Origin of the sequence: Chelativorans salis (assembly GCF_025336525.1) — a bacterium.
In the GTDB taxonomy this organism is placed as follows: Bacteria; Pseudomonadota; Alphaproteobacteria; order Rhizobiales; family Rhizobiaceae; genus Chelativorans; species Chelativorans salis.
This window is the reverse complement of the sequence record NZ_JAOCZP010000009.1, coordinates 47,804-64,520: the sequence shown is the minus strand read 5'-3', so window position 1 is coordinate 64,520 and position 16,717 is coordinate 47,804. Positions and strand designations below refer to the sequence as shown.

Sequence of the window (16,717 nt, the reverse complement as noted above, 5' to 3'; positions counted from 1 at the left end):
TCGCCAGCAGTGCCGGGAACCTTTCTCCCCCTTTCGCCTTTGGCAAGGGCGGTGAAAGGGGAATCCGATGGCAGCGGAAACTGATGAAAGGACCAACCCCGCTCCGCTGGACGACGTCCGTGAGGAGGCGGAAGGGTGCACGCGCTGCGACCTCTACAAGAACGCCACGCAGACGGTCTTCGGCGAGGGCGGCAGCGAGGCGCGGGTGGTGTTCGTTGGCGAGCAGCCGGGCGACAAGGAGGATATCGAAGGGCGGCCCTTCGTCGGGCCGGCAGGCCGGCTCTTCGACACGATCCTCGAGGAAGCGGGCATCGACCGCAAGAAGACCTACGTCACCAACGCCGTAAAACACTTCAAGTTCGAGCCGCGTGGCAAGCGCCGCATCCACTCCAAGCCCAATGCCGGCGAAATCCGCGCCTGCCGCTGGTGGCTCGACCAGGAGCTGACGGCGATCCGGCCCGACGTGGCCGTGGCGCTCGGCGCGACCGCCGCCCGCGCGCTCGTCGGCAAGCCGGTGCCCGTTACCAAGCTGCGCGGCACCACGGTGGAAAGCGCGGAGGGCGTGCCGGTCTTCATCACCGTGCACCCGTCGTCGCTCCTGCGCATCCCTGATCGGGAAGCCCGGCATGCCGAACGCGCGCGCTTTGCCGAAGAAATGCGCAAGGTGAAGAAGCTGATGAAGGATTGAGCAGGCGCTCGCCCGCATTCACCTCAGCCCGGTTTTGACAGTGTCGATAAAGGCCCGCTTGAGTTCGTTATAGCGAGCGCGGCCGTCAGGCGCGGCGGCCGCAGCGCGCTCCTTTTCCTCGATATAGGCCCCACGCAAGCCGGCATCGCGGCGAAGGACGTCTCTGAATGCAAGGTTCGTGCGCCAGGATTCACCCTCGAACTCGACCACATGCACGAGATGCGTCCGCTCCGTCCGATCTCGGCCCCTGCCAAAGATGTAATGCCCCGGCACACCGGCATGCTCGGCATAATCGTAGCCCAGGTCGAGGAGAGGATCGTGGCATTTGCGCCAGTCGGATAGTGGCGCAACCCCTACGAGGATATCCAGAATAGGCTTGGCCCGCATTCCCCTCACCGCAGTCGAGCCGTAGTGCTCTATCCCGCGCGCGACGGAACCCAGGGCACTGGCGAGGCGATCACGCTCCCCGGCGAACTCCGTTTCCCAACCCGGATCATAGTCCACGAGGATATTCGTGTTGTGCTTCAACCCCAGCATTTCGCCGTCCGTTCGAGCGAGTGACGGAGGAATTTAATACCTCACCTTACCAGCACCGCCCGCAAATCGTTCACATTCGTCCCCGTCGGCCCCGGCACGAAAAGGTCGCCCAGCGCATCGAAGGCGCCCCAGGCATCATGTTTCGCAAGCAGTGCCTTCGGATCCTGACCTGCCGCGCGCAGCCGGACGGCTGTAGTGTGGTCGGCGAAGGCGCCGGCATTGTCCTCCGATCCGTCGATGCCGTCCGTGTCGGCGGCGAAGGCGGCGATGTCGGCCACGCCCTCCACCCCCAGCGCCAGCGCCAGCAGGAATTCCGTATTGCGCCCGCCGCGCCCGCCCTTTTCGCGGATGGTTACGGTCGTCTCACCGCCCGAGAGCATCAACACCGGCTTCCTGAACGGCCGGTCGCGCAGCGCCACCTCGCGGGCGATTGCCGCATGCACCCGTCCCACCTCGCGCGCCTCGCCCTCGATGGCGTCGGAGAGGATCACCGGTGTGATGCCGTGTGCTTGGGCGGCCGCCGCTGCGGCCTCGAGCGAGCGCGCGGCGGAGGCGACGATGCGCACCTCGTTGCCGGCAAAGTGCGGGTCTTCGGGCTTCGGCGCGTCCGCCTGCGACGAATGCAGATGGCGGAGCGCTGCCGGAGGCAGCCGTAATCGCCACGCCTCCACCACGGCGAGCGCGTCCTGCCGGCTCGCCGCATCTGGCACGGTGGGGCCGGAGGAGACGAGCGCCGGGTTGTCGCCCGGAATGTCGGAGACGATCAGCGAGACGACACGCGCCGGGTGCGCTGCCGCCGCCAGCCGGCCGCCTTTGATGGCGGAGAGGTGCTTGCGCACGGTGTTCATGGCCGAGATGGGCGCCCCGGAGGCAAGCAGCGCTTCGTTGATGGCGATCTCGTCCTCGAGCGTCATTCCGGACGGTGGGGCGGGCAAAAGCGCGGAACCGCCGCCGCAGATAAGCGCCACCACGAGGTCGTCCGCCGTCAGCCCCTCCACGAGCTTCAGGAGCCGCCGTGCGCCCTTCAGTCCCGCCGCATCGGGCACCGGGTGCGCCGCCTCGACGACCTCTATACGCTCCGTCGGCGCGCCGTAGCCGTAGCGGGTAACGACGAGGCCTTCCAGCGCGCCGTCCCACGCCTCCTCGAAGGCCCGCGCCATCTGCGCCGCCCCCTTGCCGGCACCGACGACGATGGTGCGGCCCCTGGGGCGAGGGGGCAGGAAGGCAGGGATGATCTGCCGCGGGTCGGCGGCGGCGATGGCGGCGCGGAAGAGGCTTTCGAAGAGGGGTTTTGAGTCGAGTGTTGCCATAAACTGTTCCCGATCCCCACATGCACGAGGCAGTCGCATGCGAGGGTCTTTCTTGGCTGCGGTTCTAACACTTAGCTTCCGCGTTGTTCCAGGTAAGATGTTGGTGTCGCCTTCGGGGGCCGCTAAAGCCTGCTCTTCACCGCCCCGCCCGCGACGTAGGTCTCCACCACGGCGCGGTCGTCGCCAAGGGTTTGCAGCACGAAGAGCTCTTCCGCAAGGGTCTCGACCGTTTCCATGCGCAGGCGCATCGCCGGCGTCGCGTGGGCGTCGAGCACCACGAGGTCGGCATCGGTGCCGGCCTCCAGCGTGCCGATGCGGGTGTCCAGGGACAGCGCCTCGGCGTTGCCGCGCGTGATCTGCCAGAAGGAGGCGAGGGGATTCAGCTTCTCGCCCTTGAGCGCGATCACCTTATAGCCCTCGTCCATGGTGCGCAGCATGGAATAGTTGGTGCCGCCGCCGACATCCGTTGCCGCGGCGATACGCAACGGCTTCTCCCGCCGGCGGTAGCGCTGGTAATCGAACAGGCCGGAGCCGAGGAAGAGGTTGGAGGTGGGACAGAAGACGGCCACCGAGCCGGAGTCCGAGAGCGCGTCGGCCTCACGCTCGGAAAGGTGGATGCAGTGGCCGAACAGGCTCGTGGCGCCCAACAGGCCGTAAGCCTCATAGATACCGGTGTAATCCGTGCAGTCGGGATAAAGCTCTTGTGAAAACGCAATCTCGGCGTGGTTCTCGGAAAGATGCGTCTGGATATGCAGGTCCGGATGCTCGGCCGCCAGCGCCTGCGCCATCTCCATCTGCTCGGGGCTGGAGGTGATGGCGAAGCGCGGGGTGATGGCATAGTTGAGCCGCCCCTTACCGTGCCACCTGGCAATCAGCGCCTTGGTGTCGTCATAGCTCGTTTGCGCGGTGTCGGTCAGTGCCTCGGGCGCGTTGCGGTCCATCATCACCTTGCCGGCGATCATGCACATGTTGCGTCGCTCAGCCTCGGCGAACAGAGCCTCCGCCGACTCGGGATGCACAGTGCAGTAGACGGCCGCCGTGGTGGTGCCGTGGCTGGCCAACTCGTCGAGATAGAGACCGGCGATGCGGGCCGCATGGGCGGGATCGGAGAACCTCGTCTCCGCCGGGAAGGTGTAGGTGTTGAGCCAGTCGAGCAGCTCGGTGCCGAAACTGGCGATCACCTGCATCTGCGGGAAGTGGGCATGGGCGTCGACGAAGCCCGGCAACAGGAGATGCGGACGGTGGTCGATCGTCTTGGCGCCGCCTGCGTCTGGCGCGATCTCCGCATAGGCGCCGGAGGCGACGATGACGCCGTCCTCCACCAGCAAGGCGCCGTCCCCCTCGTAAACATAGGAGCCATGGTCGTCGACCGCCCGTGGCTCGGCCAGAAAGGTGAGCAGCCGCCCGCGAATGAGCGTCTTCTTCATGTCCGTCGCCTCATCGCGCTTCCTCAAACCAGGTGACAAGCAGGCGGCGCTCGTCCTCCGTCATGCCGGAGACGTTGCCCGGCGGCATCGCATGGCTCTGGCCCGCCTGAAGGTAGATTTCGCGGGCATGCGCGGCAATGGCTTCGTCGGTGTCGAGCTCCACGTTCTTCGGCGGCATGCGGATGCCCTCATAGGCGGGCTCGGCCGCATGGCACATGGCGCAGCGCCCCATCACCGTGTCGCGCACGGCGGCAAAGTGGGTGGAGGCGACGAAGCGCTCCTCAACCGCCGAAACGCGCCGCTCGCCCGTCAGCACCTCCGGCACGGTGGAAAGCCACATGATGATGACGAAGAGCAAGGCGGAAAGCCCCCACGTCCAGTGCGGGTTGCCCTTGCGGGCGTGCATCGTGTTGAAATAATGGCGGATGAGCACGCCGATGATGAAGACGAGCGCGGCGATTATCCAGTTGAACCTGGTGCCGAAGGCCAGCGGATAGTGGTTCGACAGCATCAGGAAGATCACCGGCAGGGTGAGGTAGTTGTTGTGCAGCGAGCGCTGCTTCGCCTGCGCCCCCAGCTTCGGCTCCGGCGCCTGTCCCGCCTTCAGGTCCGCCACCACGATCTTCTGGTTGGGAATGATGATGAGGAAGACGTTCGCCGTCATGATCGTGGCGGTGAAGGCGCCCAGATGCAGGAAGGCCGCGCGCCCGGTGAAAAGCTGCGTATAGCCCCAGCTTATCGCCACCAGCACGACATAGAGCACCAGCATCAGGGCGGTATCGTTCTTGCCCAGCGGCGACTTGCACAGCACGTCGTAGATGAGCCAGCCGATGCCTATGGAGGCAAGCGAGATGAGGATGGCGACAGGGACGGAAACGTCGAGCACATTGCGGTCAATCAGATAAAGGTCGGCGCCCGCGTAGTAGATGATGGCAAGCAGCGCGAAACCTGACAGCCAGGTGGCGTAGGATTCCCATTTGAACCAGGTGAGGTGCTCGGGCAGCGAGGCCGGCGCCACCAGATACTTCCGCATGTTGTAGAAGCCGCCGCCATGCACCTGCCACTCCTCGCCGGAGACGCCTTCGGGCAGACCGGGACGCTTCACGAGGCCGAGGTCGAGGGCGATGAAATAGAAGGACGAACCAATCCAGGCGATGGCCGTCACCACATGCAGCCAGCGCACGGCGAAGGACAGCCAGTCCCACATAACGGCGAAATCGTTCATTCCCGTTCTCCGCTTCGGCCTAAAGCCTGTCTTGCTATAGCCGCCTTAAATCCAATCCGCCGTTGCCGTCGGGACTGTTCAGGCATGGATCCTCGGGTCAAGCCCGAGGATGACGAAGTGGGGATGTCCCCCCGCAAATCTCAGACCTCGGCGATTGGCGGAAACGCCCCTGCCGTCGTCTTCCTCGGGCTTGACCCGAGGATCCATGCCTGAACATCGACCCTTTGCCGACGGTCAATCTTTCGGGTCATCGTAATACGGCTTCCACTCTAAAGAAAAAGGGACGCCGGGCACGATGACTTTCAAAATTTTCTGGAAAATAATGGCGCGGGAGGTTCGAAATTCCTTATGGCCTATCTCGATAACATCTCTGTCTTCGTGCGCGTGGTGGAACTTGGCAGCCTTTCGGCGGCCGGGCGCGACATGCGCATCTCGGCTGCGGTCGCCTCCAATCGTGTCAAGGAACTGGAAAAGTACCTCGGCGTGCGACTCCTGAACCGCACGACACGGCAACTGACGCCGACCGAGCACGGGCGCGCCTTCTATGGTGGCGCGAAAAAGGTGTTGGAAGCAGTGGAGGAGGCGGAGGCTTCCGTGGCCGCGCTTTCCGGCCAGCCGCGCGGCACGATCCGCGTCACCGCGCCTCTCGGCATCGGCAAAAGGCTGATCGCCGGCGGCATTCCCGAGTTCCACCAGCTCTATCCGCATATCGAGGTGCGCCTTAGGCTCTCCGACCACGAGGTGGACATCATGCGCGAGGGCATCGATGTCGGCTTCAAGCTAGGGCTTTTGGAAGATTCCAGTCTGCGCATGCGCGGCATCATGGATTGCGAGCGCGTGCTGGCGGCAGCGCCCGCCTATCTCGAGCGGCGCGGCGAGCCGGAGCGGCCGGAGCAGCTCGTGGATGATGGGCACGACTGCCTTCTGCTGCGCTTTCCCGGCGCGCGCGAATATTTCTGGACGCTTCAGACCGCCGACGGGCCCAAGAAATTCGAGGTGAGCGGCCCATTCGATTCCGACGACGGCGACGTGATCACGGGTTGGGCGCTGGCCGGCCACGGCATCATCAACAAGCCGCGCTTTGAGATCGAGCCCTTCCTGCGCGACCGCCGGCTGAAAATCATCCTCCCGGACACGCCACCCCCCTCCGTCAAGCTTGCCGCCGTCTACCCGCACAAAAAATTCCAGGACCCCAAGGTGCGCCTGCTCTTGGACTTCATGGCCACACGCTGCCAGCGGATTATCGGCGAGATATTGGAGGGGCGGTGAGATGAAGAAGAAGATTCCTGTTTTCAAGACAGACGAGGAGGTGGAGGCGTTCATCGAGAACGCCGATCTGACCGAGTATGATCTCAGCCAGTTCAAACCTCTCCGGTTTGTGCGGGTTGATGAAAAGGCCGAGGATGGCAGAGACGAGAAGCCGACATCCCGCCCTGGTGGTTCGACAAGCGCACCATGAGGGCTTCCACTTGCGCCTACCCATTCCCGTCGAGCTTTGCACTGCGGTCGCCTTGCCTTCGTGGTGAGCTTGTTGAACCACGAGGGTGAAGGCACGCACTTCCGTTTCTCTCAGGCCTCGTGCGATGCCACTGCCCGCATCACCTCCGCCGCCGTCATCGCCGCGATGACCGTCGGGCGCTTGTCGCGCACCTCTTCCCCGCCGATGGGCGTCACCAGGCGGGGGAGGCGGGCTTCTTCGCCGCCGTTCTTCAGATACCAGCTCTTGAAGGTCGCCTTCTTGGTTTTCGAGCCGATCATACCGATATAGGCAGCGTCGTCGCGCCTTAGCGCTTCGGCGACGATCAGAAAATCCAGCGCGTGGTCGTGGGTGAGCACGACGAAGGCCGCGCCCGCGGGCGCCTCGCGAACGGCTTCCTCGGGCACGGCTGTCAGCCGCCTCTCCACCTCCTCCGGCATGCCCTCCAGCGCTTCCGCTCGCGTCTCCACGACGATCGTGCGCACGGGAAGAAGCGACAGCGCCGCAGCGAGCGCGTGGCCCACATGGCCGCCGCCGAAGAGATAGACGTGCGGGCGCCCGGCATCCTCCTCCCCGGCACGTTTCAGGAGTTCGGTGCGATCGTCAGAGCCGGCAATGCGGATGTCGAGCGCCACATGGCCGCCGCAGCATTGGCCAATCTCCGGCCCCAGCGGAATATCAAGCGCACCGCTGGCAACATTTTCGGCGATCAGCTCGCGTGCCTTGGCGATCGCCAGAAACTCCAACTGCCCGCCGCCGATCGTGCCGAAGATGGCGTCGGGCGCGACAAGCATCCAGGCGCCCTTCTCGCGGGGGGTGGAGCCTTTGGCCTCGCGCACTTCCACGATGGCCGCGGCAGGCGCGCCTTTCAGGAAGGTCGAGAGGGATTTGGCGAGGAAGGTCATAATGGGAAGGGCCGACAGAGATTTTTGGCGTCAACTTGCGTGCCAGCTTTGTGCGGACAAATCGGCGCCCCTTCGAGCGCCCCTCTGGCCTGCCGGCCATCTCCCTCACGAGGGGGGAGATCAGCCGTCGCATCCTCTTTCGCCAATCGCCGGCGAGGCACGAGAGGAGATGACAGCAAGTCTCCCCCCTGGTGGGGGAGATGGCCGTCAGGCCAGAGGCGCGCGCGAAAGGGCATAGACATCTTAGAAAGATAGTAGCGCAAGGCCACGCAATCTACGCTCCCATTTCCGCCCTCAGCCGCTCCACCGCCATCAGCACGCGCTCGGGCGTTGCAGGCGCATCGAGCCGGGGGCAGAGCTTGTGGTCCACCACGCTCGCTACGGCGTCCGACAGCGCATGCAACACCGACATCGCGAGCATGAAGGGCGGCTCGCCCACCGCCTTGGAGCGGTGGACGGTGGGCTCGGCATTCTCCGCCCAGTCGGCGAGCGTCACGTTGAAAACCTTGGGCCGGTCGGAGGCCAGCGGGATCTTGTAGGTTGAAGGGGCGTGGGTGGTCAGCCGGCCCTTCCCGTCCCAGACGAGTTCCTCGGTCGTCAGCCAACCCACGCCCTGGATGAAGCCGCCCTCGATCTGGCCGAGGTCGATGGCCGGGTTCAGCGATTTGCCGGTCTCATGCAGGATATCCACCCGCTCGACCATGTACTCGCCGGTCAGCGTATCGATGGAGACCTCCGCGCACGCCGCGCCATAGGCGAAATAGTAGAAGGGCCGTCCGCGCCCGCTGTCGCGGTCCCAATGGATCTTCGGCGTCTTATAGAAACCCGCCGCCGAGAGCTGGACGCGCGCCATATAAGCCTGCTTCACCAGCTCCACGAAGAGGATTTCCTGATTGCCAACGCGAACGCGGTTCGGCAGGAACTCGATCTGCTCTTTCGGCACGCCGTATTGCTCGGCGGCAAAGTCGATGAGGCGGTTCTTGATCTGGCGGGCGCCGTTCTGTGCCGCCATGCCGTTGAGGTCGGAGCCGGAGGAGGCTGCGGTGGCGGATGTGTTGGGCACCTTGCCCGTGGTCGTCGCCGTGATCTTTACCTGGTCGATGTCGATCTGGAATTCTTCCGCCACCACCTGGGCGACCTTCACATAGAGCCCCTGGCCCATCTCCGTGCCGCCGTGGTTCAGGTGCACCGAGCCGTCGGTATAGACATGCACCAGGGCGCCGGCCTGATTGAAGTGGGTGGCGGTGAACGAGATACCGAATTTCACCGGGGTCAGCGCGATGCCGCGCTTGACGATTTCGCTCTTCGCGTTGAACGCGGCGATGGCGCGGCGGCGGGCGGCGTAGTCAGCGCTCTTTTCCACCTCCGAGACGATGCGGTGAACGACATTATCATCCACTTTCTGGTGGTAGGGCGTAACGTTACGGGTGCCGTTACCGTAAAAATTCCGCTTGCGGATCTCCAGCGGGTCCTTGCCCAGCGCGAAGGCCACCTCGTCGATGATCCGCTCCGCCCCCAGCATGCCCTGCGGTCCGCCGAAGCCGCGGAAGGCAGTGTTGGAGACGGTGTTGGTGTAGAGCGGCGCGGAGACCGCACGCACCGCGGGATAGAAATAGGCGTTGTCGCAGTGGAAGAGCGCCCGGTCGGTTACCGGCCCCGAAAGATCGGCGGAAAAGCCGCAGCGGGCGGCGTAGGTGAGGTCGACGCCGAGGATGGTGCCCTCCTCGTCGAAGCCTATGTCGTAGTCGATGAGGAAATCGTGCCGCTTGCCGGTCGCCGTCATGTCGTCGTCGCGGTCGGGGCGGATTTTCACCGGCCTTCCGGTGCGCTTGGCGGCAATCGCTGCTATCGCCGCGAAGAGGTTCGCCTGCGTCTCCTTGCCGCCGAACCCGCCGCCCATGCGCCGCACCTCGACGGTCACCGCATGCGAGGGCACGCCCAGCGCGTGCGCCACCATGTGCTGCACCTCGCTCGGGTGCTGTGTCGAGGAATGAACGGTAACATCCATGTCCTCGCCCGGCAGGGCGAAGGCGATCTGGCCTTCCAGGTAGAAATGGTCCTGTCCGCCGACGCGCATCCTGCCCTTGAGGCGCCGGGGCGCGGCGGTGATGGCCTCTGCCGCCTCCCCACGCGAGAGCGTCAGCGGCTTGGTCACGAGGCGGGCGCCCTGCGGCTCGACCTCGGCAATGTCGATCAGCGCCGGCTTCTCCTCATATTCCACCTTCGCCAGACGGCAGGCGCGGCGTGCCGCTTCGCGCGTCTCCGCGATCACGGTAAACACCGGCTGGCCGAGGAACTGCACTTCCCCCTCGGCCAGGATCGGTTCGTCATGAAGGCCGGCGGGGCTGATGTCGTTAACCCCCGGCACATCCTTCGCCGTCAGCACCGCCACCACGCCCGGCGCGCTTCCCACCTCCTTCAGATCGAGCGCGCGGATCGTGCCGTGCGCCACCTCCGACAGGCCGAGATAGGCGTGCAGCGTGCCCGCCGGCTCGGCCATATCGTCTATATAGACGGCCTCGCCGGTGACGTGCTTATGGGCGGAATCGTGGCGCCGGTCGGTAGCAACGCCGCCGGCGATCTTCGCCTTTCTCAGGTCGAGTGTTTCGTGTCTCGTCATCTCAAGCCGCCTCGTCACGCGAAACCTGCAAGGGTCCGCCGGCGCCCGACGTCTCCAGGAAGAAGCGCTTCAGAAGGTTCTTTGCCGCCAGCATGCGGTAAGCGGCGGATGCACGCATATCGCTGATGGGCGTGAAGTCGTGCTCGTAGGCAGCCATCGCCCGCTCCACCGTCGCGGCAGTCCATGGCTTGCCGATCAGTCCCGCCTCCACCCCCGCTGCCCGCTTCGGCGTCGCCGCCATGCCGCCATAGGCAATGCGCGCCTCGGCCACCTTGCCGTCCGCGTCCAGCTTCAAATTGAAAGCGCCCAGCACGGCGGTGATGTCCTCGTCGCGGCGCTTTGAGACCTTCCAGGCGGCGAAATGCGTGCCGGCATCCGGCAGCGGGACATGCACCGCCTCGACGAACTCCCCCGGCCGGCGGTCCTGCTTGCCGTAGGCAATGAAGAAATCCTCGAGCGGGATCGTGCGCCGCTTCCTGCCCTGGCGCAGGGTAAGCGTTGCACCGAGCGTGATCAGCGGCGGCGGCATGTCGCCGATGGGCGAGCCGTTGGCGATGTTGCCGCCGATGGTGCCCATATTGCGCACCTGCTCGCCGCCTACGCGGTCGATCAGCGGGCCCAATGCCGGAATGCGGGCGGCAAGGTGCGGCAGCGCCTCGGAATAGCTGACGCCCGCACCGATCGTTAGCCCGCGGTCCTTTTCCGAGACCGTACGCAATTCCTCCAACCCGCCGATGAAGACCACCAGTGCGATGTCGCGCATGAATTTCGTCACCCACAACCCGACATCCGTGGCGCCGGCGACGATGGTGGCATCAGGCTCGGCTTCCAGCACCGCCGCCAGGTCGTCGACACCGGCGGGAATGACGAGCCGCTCGCGCCCCCGGCCGATCTCCACCCGCGCGCCGTCCCTCATCGCCTTCAACCCGGCGATGATAGTCTCGCGCTCGCCCGCAAGAGGGTCCGCGCCCGCCTCGCCGTAGGAGGAGACGGCCCGCGCCGCGCGCACGATCGACTCATAGCCCGTGCAGCGGCAGAGATTGCCCTGCAGCGCCTTCTCGATCGCCCGGTCGGTGGGCTGCGGTTCGCGCATCCACAGCGCGTAGAGCGACATCACGAAGCCCGGCGTGCAGAAGCCGCATTGCGAGCCGTGATAGTCCACCAGCGCCTGCTGCACCGGGTGCAGGCTGCCATCGGCCCGCTTCAGGTGCTCCACCGTGACGACGTGACAGCCGTCGAGTGAGGCCAGGAAGCGGATGCAGGCATTGACGCCTTCATAGACGAGCCCACCACCGGACAGCCGCCCGACCAGCACCGTGCAGGCGCCGCAATCACCTTCCGCGCAGCCTTCCTTGGTGCCCGTCAGCCGACGGTCGAGGCGCAGGAAGTCGAGCAGGGTCTGGTCGGGGCCCACCTCGGCAAGCGCGACCTTTCGGCCGTTCAGGAGAAAGCGGATTTCGCTGCGGATCGCCGTCATCAACTCCCCCGATACGTCGAATAGCCGTAGGGCGAGACGAGCAGCGGCACATGATAATGCGCCCGCTCGGCCATGCCGAAGCGGATCGGCACGCGGTCCAGAAAGGCCGGCGCCAGCAGCGTGCCGCCCTGGCCGCGCAGGTAATTGCCGACCTGGAAAACCAGCTCGTATTCGCCAGGCGCAAAGGCGTCGCCCTCGAGCAGCGGCGCATCGCATCGCCCGTCCGCATTGGTTCTGACGGTCTTGATATGCGTGCGGCCTTCGCCTTCCAGCCGGTAGAGCGCGATTTCCAGGTCTGCCGCCGGGCGTCCCGCCGCGGTGTCGAGCACATGGGTCGTCAGCCGGCCCTTGCCTTCCTCGCTCATGGGTCTCCCTCTGGTTCTTGTCTTATTCCGATGGATTGTGCGGCAAATCAATCGCTTGCATAAGGGGGGTGGCGCGAGAAACGCGGCAAAAAGAGTTTCAAATTTTCGGGGGAATGCGCGCGCCATCCCTTCGACTATTCTTTAGACACTGACAATCCAGGGGAAACACTAGGTGAGGCGCTATCTCAGGAACATGCGCGGCTACGGCGCCAACCCGCCGGACCCGAAATGGCCGGGCCGCGCCCACGTCGCCGTGCAGTTCGTCGTCAATTACGAGGAGGGCGGCGAGAACTGCATCCTTCACGGCGACGAGGCTTCGGAAGCCTTTCTGTCGGAGATCGTCGGTGCCGCACCTTGGCCGGGCATGCGCCACTGGAACATGGAATCGATCTACGAATACGGCGCACGCGCCGGCTTCTGGCGGCTCCACCGCATGTTTACCGATGCGGAGGTCCCCGTCACCGTGTTCGGGGTGGCCAGCGCCCTCGCACGCTCGCCGGAGCAGGTGACGGCAATGCAAGAGGCGGGGTGGGAGATCGCCAGCCACGGGCTCAAATGGATCGACTACCGTGCGCATTCGGAAGACGACGAGCGCCGCGACCTTCAAGAGGCGGTCCGCCTGCATGCCGAGGTCGTGGGCGAGCGGCCAGCCGGGCTCTACCTCGGGCGCACCTCGGTCAACTCCGTCAAGCTGGCGGCCGGGGAGGGCGGCTTCGCCTGGATTTCAGACACCTATGACGACGACCTGCCCTACTGGCTCGACCATGACGGCCACGGCAACGCGATTTCTCCGCAGCTTGTCGTCCCCTACACGCTGGACGCCAACGACATGCGCTTCGCCACGCCGCAAGGCTTCAATTCCGGCGACCAGTTCTTCGCCTATCTGAAGGACGCCTTCGACACGCTCTACGAAGAGGGGAGACGCGGCCGGCCGGCCATGATGAGCGTCGGCCTCCATTGCCGCCTCGTCGGCCGTCCGGGCCGCGCGGCCGCGCTGAAGCGTTTCATCGACCATGTGAAGAGCCACGAGAAGGTGTGGCTGCCCACGCGCATGGACATCGCCCGCCACTGGATGGAGCACCATCCCTACGAGGCGCCGGCGCTCAAGCCCAGCCTCTTGGACGAGGCGGCGTTCATAGCCCATTTCGGCGGCATCTTCGAGCACTCGCCCTGGGTCGCCGAGCGCGCTTTCCGGCTGGAGCTGGGCCCCGCGCACGACAGCGCCGCCGGCCTTCACAATGCGCTGGCCCGCGCCTTCCGCTCGGCAAGCGGGGAGGAGCGCCTGGGCGTGCTGACGGCCCACCCGGATCTCGCCGGCAAGCTCGCGGCGGCGAAGCGTCTGACGCCGGAATCGTCCAGGGAGCAGGCCTCCGCCGGCCTCGATGCGCTCACCGATGAGGAGCGCGCCCACTTCACTGATCTCAACACGCGCTATACCGAAAAGTTCGGTTTCCCCTTCATCATCGCCGTCAAGGACCATTCGAAGGATGGCATCCTGAAGGCGTTCGAAGCCCGCATCGAGAACAGCCGCGAAGAGGAGTTCGTTACCGCCTGCGGCCAAGTCGAGCGTATCGCCTATCTGCGGCTCAAGGATCTGCTGCCCTCATGACCATGGAACCCAACCCCAGCGCCCGCACCTACTACGCTCCGACGGGCGGCCTGCCCGGGCAGAACGAGTTGCTCACCGGCCGCGCCGTCTTCACGGAGGCCTATGCCGTCATCCCGAAGGGAGTGATGCGCGACATCGTGACGAGCCGGTTGCCCTTCTGGGAAAGGACCCGTTGCTGGGTCATCGCCCGGCCGCTTACCGGCTTCGCCGAAACCTTTGCGCAATACATCATGGAGGTCGAGCCCGGCGGCGGCAGCGAGCGGCCGGAGCCTGACGCGCAGGCCGAAGCCGTCCTCTTCGTCGTGGAAGGAGAACTGACCGTACATCTCGACGGAACCCTCCACCGCATGCGGCCCGGCGGCTACGCCTTCCTGCCGCCCAAAAGCCGCTGGACCGCGCGCAACGAAGGCTCGGCACCCGTCCGTTTCCACTGGATCCGCAAGGCATACGAAGCGGTCGACGGCGTGCCCGCGCCGGAGGCCTTCTTCACCAAAGAGGAAGACGTGCCGCCGACGCCGATGCCGAACACCGACGGCAAGTGGGCGACCACGCGTTTCGTCGAACCCGACGACATGCGCCACGACATGCACGTGACCATCGTCACCTTCGAGCCCGGCGCCGTCATCCCCTTCGCCGAAACCCACGTCATGGAGCACGGGCTCTATGTACTCGAAGGCAAGGCCGTCTACCGGCTCAACCGGGATTGGGTGGAGGTGGAAGCCGGTGACTTCATGTGGCTCAGGGCCTTCTGCCCGCAGGCCTGCTATGCCGGCGGGCCGGGCCGGTTCCGTTACCTGCTCTACAAGGACGTGAACCGGCATGCGAAGCTTTGGGTATCAGGCAGCGGAAGATAAGGCTTGTTGATGTCTGTGCCCCCTTTTCAGGGCGAGGATGCCATGACCCGCATAACCGCCGAGCCTCTCACCCGCGAAGCCTTCGCTCCCTTCGGCGATGTCATCGAGACGGAGGGCGTTGACAGCTTCCTGATCAACGACGGCATGTGCCGCCGCTTCCACGATCTGGCCCGCGTCGAGGCGACGGGAGAGAACCCGCGTGCGCTCGTCAACATCTTCCGCGGCCAGCCCTATCCTCTCCCGCTGACGCTGAAGATGGCCGAGCGCCATCCGCTCGGCAGCCAGGCCTTCATGCCGCTCTCGCCCCGGCCCTTCCTGGTGGTCGTCTGCCCTGACGAAGGGGGGAAGCCAGGCGTGCCGCAGGCCTTCGTCACTCAGCCGGGGCAGGGCGTGAACTATCGCCGCAACATCTGGCACGCGGTGCTCACCCCCATCGGCGAAGAGCAGGATTTCCTCGTCGTCGACCGGGGCGGCGACGGCAACAACCTGGAGGAGTTCATCTTCCCCGAGCCCTACGAGATCTGCGTTCCGGACATGCCATGAAAGACAATGCGACACTCCTCGACCGCCTTCTCGACGTGATCGAGCACGACATCGTGCCGAAGACGGCAGCCGGCGTCGCGGCCGGCAACAAGCTCTTCGGCGCAGCGATCCTGAGGAAACGCGACCTCTCGCTGGTGCTGGCGGAAACCAACAACGAACTGGAAAACCCGCTCTGGCACGGCGAGGTGCACGCGCTGAAGCGGTTTTACGAGTTGCCGAAGGAACAGCGCCCGGACACGAAGGACTGCATCTTCCTGGCCACCCACGAGCCCTGCTCCCTGTGCCTCTCCGCCATCACCTGGACCGGCTTCGACAATTTCTATTACCTCTTCAGCCACGAGGACTCGCGCGATTCCTTCGCCATCCCGCACGACCTGAAAATCCTGAAAGAGGTCTTCACGCTCGACCCCGGCGGCTACAATGCCAGCAACGAATTCTGGAAGAGCAGCAGCATACGTGGGCTTGCGAGTGCCTTGCCCGAGGCAGACCGGCAGGCGGTGGAGGCGCGGGTCGCGAAACTTTCAGCGACATATGAAGCGCTGTCGCGCGCCTATCAGGAAGGCAAGACGGGGAACGACATTCCGCTGAACTAGGGCCGCGCTGCCGCCAGCTTCGCCAGCGCGCCGCGGATGATGGCGCGGTGGAAGGGCATGACGGCCCGGAGATAGGCGCGACCGGCCAGGTTGTGGCGCCTGATCACGGTGGTCAGGCGAATGCGCTGGCGCTCGCCAACCTCCGCAAGGTCGACCGCAACCCGGAAATCGAGATGCTTGTCATCGAATCCGCCGACGAACCGGCCGGGCGTGTCGACGACGACCGGAAAGATGCCGACCATGTCACGGTCGAACCCGCGATCCGCCCCCTTAAGCCCGAGCGGCAGAACGATGATGTTGCGTAGGAGAAGCAGCGGCATGGTCCAGAGCGGAAAAGCGCTGACGGTGCATTCGGCGGCCTCGCGCGCACTCGCAAAGGGCTTTGCCGTCTCGATCTCGTAGGCGTCGGCCCAGTCGGCGTCGGCCAGCGCTGGATCGGGCAGATTTGCTTCCACGTCTCGCACCAGCGCCGCCGTCATGCCGTCTCTCCCCGCTCCGCGCGCGCGATGCGGCGCGCTCGTGGCCGGAGCGACGAGCCCGCCGCGGCGCGCTGAATTCAGCAGCAATGCCGGGGCGGTTCAACGTGACAGATGCGCGCGGGATCAGAGGTGGATCGGCTTGGCGAACGTGGCGAGCGCAGCTTCGCTATGTCCTTGCCGCTGTCCAGTTCCTTCATTGCCTTGACGGTTACGGCATTCGGCACCTTCACCGGGAACGGCACCGCCTTGTCACGGGCAACACGGACGAGGGCCATGCGGATATAGTCGGAAACGGACAAGCCCATCTAAGGATTGGGTCTTGTCCTCCGTTCGAATTTCGGGCGTGGGTGGTTCTCTGCCGTCTGCCTCGCTGATGGGAACGAGCAGGTCGCGCCAGGACCGGATTCTTGCACGCCATTTCGCACGAAAAGCCCCGTCCGAAATCAAGGCCGCGGCGTGGCGCATAAGATCGAGATTTTTGCACGACCTGCTGGCGGAGCGACCGGCCCTTAATTCAGCTGCCTGTCAGGGGCCGTCCGACCAGTGAAAGAATCCATGGTGGTTCCGCCAATGCACGATCTTGCGGTTCCTCACCTCTCGGTTCGACC

Annotated in this window: 17 protein-coding genes; 7 read left to right on the top strand and 10 right to left on the bottom strand. The window is 65.2% G+C overall.

What is annotated here, in order from left to right; translation table 11 throughout:
- Positions 1-67: 67 nt before the first annotated feature.
- Positions 68-688, top strand: a complete 621-nt coding sequence (locus tag N5A92_RS22320) for a UdgX family uracil-DNA binding protein (protein ID WP_260906438.1) — start codon at positions 68-70, stop codon at positions 686-688.
- An 18-nt stretch (positions 689-706) separates the two neighbouring features.
- Here the strand turns inward: N5A92_RS22320 and N5A92_RS22315 are convergent, their stop codons facing one another.
- From N5A92_RS22315 to N5A92_RS22300, 4 genes are all read right to left on the bottom strand, one after another.
- On the bottom strand, positions 707-1,225 hold the full coding sequence (locus N5A92_RS22315; protein ID WP_260906437.1) for a GrpB family protein: 519 nt from the start codon (positions 1,223-1,225) through the stop codon (positions 707-709).
- 41 nt (positions 1,226-1,266) lie between these two features.
- On the bottom strand, positions 1,267-2,535 hold the full coding sequence (locus N5A92_RS22310) for a glycerate kinase type-2 family protein (protein WP_260906436.1): 1,269 nt from the start codon (positions 2,533-2,535) through the stop codon (positions 1,267-1,269).
- Positions 2,536-2,657: 122 nt separating this feature from the next.
- The gene (gene guaD, locus N5A92_RS22305) at positions 2,658-3,962 is read right to left on the bottom strand and encodes a guanine deaminase (RefSeq protein ID WP_260906435.1); all 1,305 of its coding nucleotides are present in this window, start codon (positions 3,960-3,962) and stop codon (positions 2,658-2,660) included.
- Positions 3,963-3,972: 10 nt separating this feature from the next.
- On the bottom strand, positions 3,973-5,187 hold the full coding sequence (locus N5A92_RS22300; RefSeq protein ID WP_260906434.1) for a urate hydroxylase PuuD: 1,215 nt from the start codon (positions 5,185-5,187) through the stop codon (positions 3,973-3,975).
- Positions 5,188-5,535: 348 nt separating this feature from the next.
- Here N5A92_RS22300 and N5A92_RS22295 point away from each other — a divergent pair, with 348 nt between their 5' ends.
- A complete protein-coding gene (locus N5A92_RS22295; protein WP_260906433.1) occupies positions 5,536-6,456 on the top strand; it encodes a LysR family transcriptional regulator in 921 nt (306 codons plus the stop codon).
- Position 6,457: 1 nt separating this feature from the next.
- On the top strand, positions 6,458-6,646 hold the full coding sequence (locus N5A92_RS22290; RefSeq protein WP_260906431.1) for a BrnA antitoxin family protein: 189 nt from the start codon (positions 6,458-6,460) through the stop codon (positions 6,644-6,646).
- 110 nt (positions 6,647-6,756) lie between these two features.
- Here the strand turns inward: N5A92_RS22290 and xdhC are convergent, their stop codons facing one another.
- From xdhC to uraH, 4 genes are all read right to left on the bottom strand, one after another.
- Positions 6,757-7,569, bottom strand: a complete 813-nt coding sequence (xdhC, locus tag N5A92_RS22285; RefSeq protein WP_260906429.1) for a xanthine dehydrogenase accessory protein XdhC — start codon at positions 7,567-7,569, stop codon at positions 6,757-6,759.
- A 274-nt stretch (positions 7,570-7,843) separates the two neighbouring features.
- Positions 7,844-10,189 carry a xanthine dehydrogenase molybdopterin binding subunit gene (gene xdhB, locus N5A92_RS22280; RefSeq protein WP_260906427.1) on the bottom strand — a complete coding sequence of 782 codons (2,346 nt, stop codon included), beginning with the start codon at positions 10,187-10,189 and terminating at the stop codon, positions 7,844-7,846.
- A 1-nt stretch (position 10,190) separates the two neighbouring features.
- Entirely contained in the window at positions 10,191-11,666 is a 1,476-nt protein-coding gene (gene xdhA, locus N5A92_RS22275) for a xanthine dehydrogenase small subunit (protein ID WP_260906425.1), read from the bottom strand.
- Positions 11,666-12,031, bottom strand: a complete 366-nt coding sequence (gene uraH / locus N5A92_RS22270; protein WP_260906423.1) for a hydroxyisourate hydrolase — start codon at positions 12,029-12,031, stop codon at positions 11,666-11,668. The genes xdhA and uraH overlap by 1 nt, the downstream gene beginning before the upstream one ends.
- A 193-nt stretch (positions 12,032-12,224) precedes the next feature.
- Between uraH and puuE the strand changes: the two genes are divergently transcribed.
- Genes puuE through N5A92_RS22250 form a run of 4 tightly spaced genes read left to right on the top strand, consistent with a single transcriptional unit; the run spans position 12,225 to position 15,630 of the window.
- On the top strand, positions 12,225-13,640 hold the full coding sequence (gene puuE, locus N5A92_RS22265) for an allantoinase PuuE (RefSeq protein ID WP_425248629.1): 1,416 nt from the start codon (positions 12,225-12,227) through the stop codon (positions 13,638-13,640).
- Between the two features lie 2 nt (positions 13,641-13,642).
- Positions 13,643-14,494, top strand: a complete 852-nt coding sequence (locus tag N5A92_RS22260) for a bifunctional allantoicase/(S)-ureidoglycine aminohydrolase (RefSeq protein ID WP_260906609.1) — start codon at positions 13,643-13,645, stop codon at positions 14,492-14,494.
- A 42-nt stretch (positions 14,495-14,536) separates the two neighbouring features.
- Positions 14,537-15,037 (top strand): ureidoglycolate lyase, encoded by a 501-nt coding sequence (locus N5A92_RS22255; RefSeq protein WP_260906419.1) that lies wholly within the window; start codon positions 14,537-14,539, stop codon positions 15,035-15,037.
- On the top strand, positions 15,034-15,630 hold the full coding sequence (locus tag N5A92_RS22250; protein WP_260906417.1) for a nucleoside deaminase: 597 nt from the start codon (positions 15,034-15,036) through the stop codon (positions 15,628-15,630). The genes N5A92_RS22255 and N5A92_RS22250 overlap by 4 nt, the downstream gene beginning before the upstream one ends.
- On the opposite strand, the gene N5A92_RS22245 is transcribed toward N5A92_RS22250, so the two are convergent.
- Positions 15,627-16,109, bottom strand: a complete 483-nt coding sequence (locus N5A92_RS22245; protein ID WP_260906415.1) for a DUF2867 domain-containing protein — start codon at positions 16,107-16,109, stop codon at positions 15,627-15,629. The genes N5A92_RS22250 and N5A92_RS22245 overlap by 4 nt on opposite strands.
- Before the next feature lie 77 nt (positions 16,110-16,186).
- Complete coding sequence (locus tag N5A92_RS22240) at positions 16,187-16,414, bottom strand: type II toxin-antitoxin system RelB/DinJ family antitoxin (RefSeq protein WP_313958445.1); 228 nt, start codon at positions 16,412-16,414, stop codon at positions 16,187-16,189.
- Positions 16,415-16,717 lie beyond the last annotated feature (303 nt).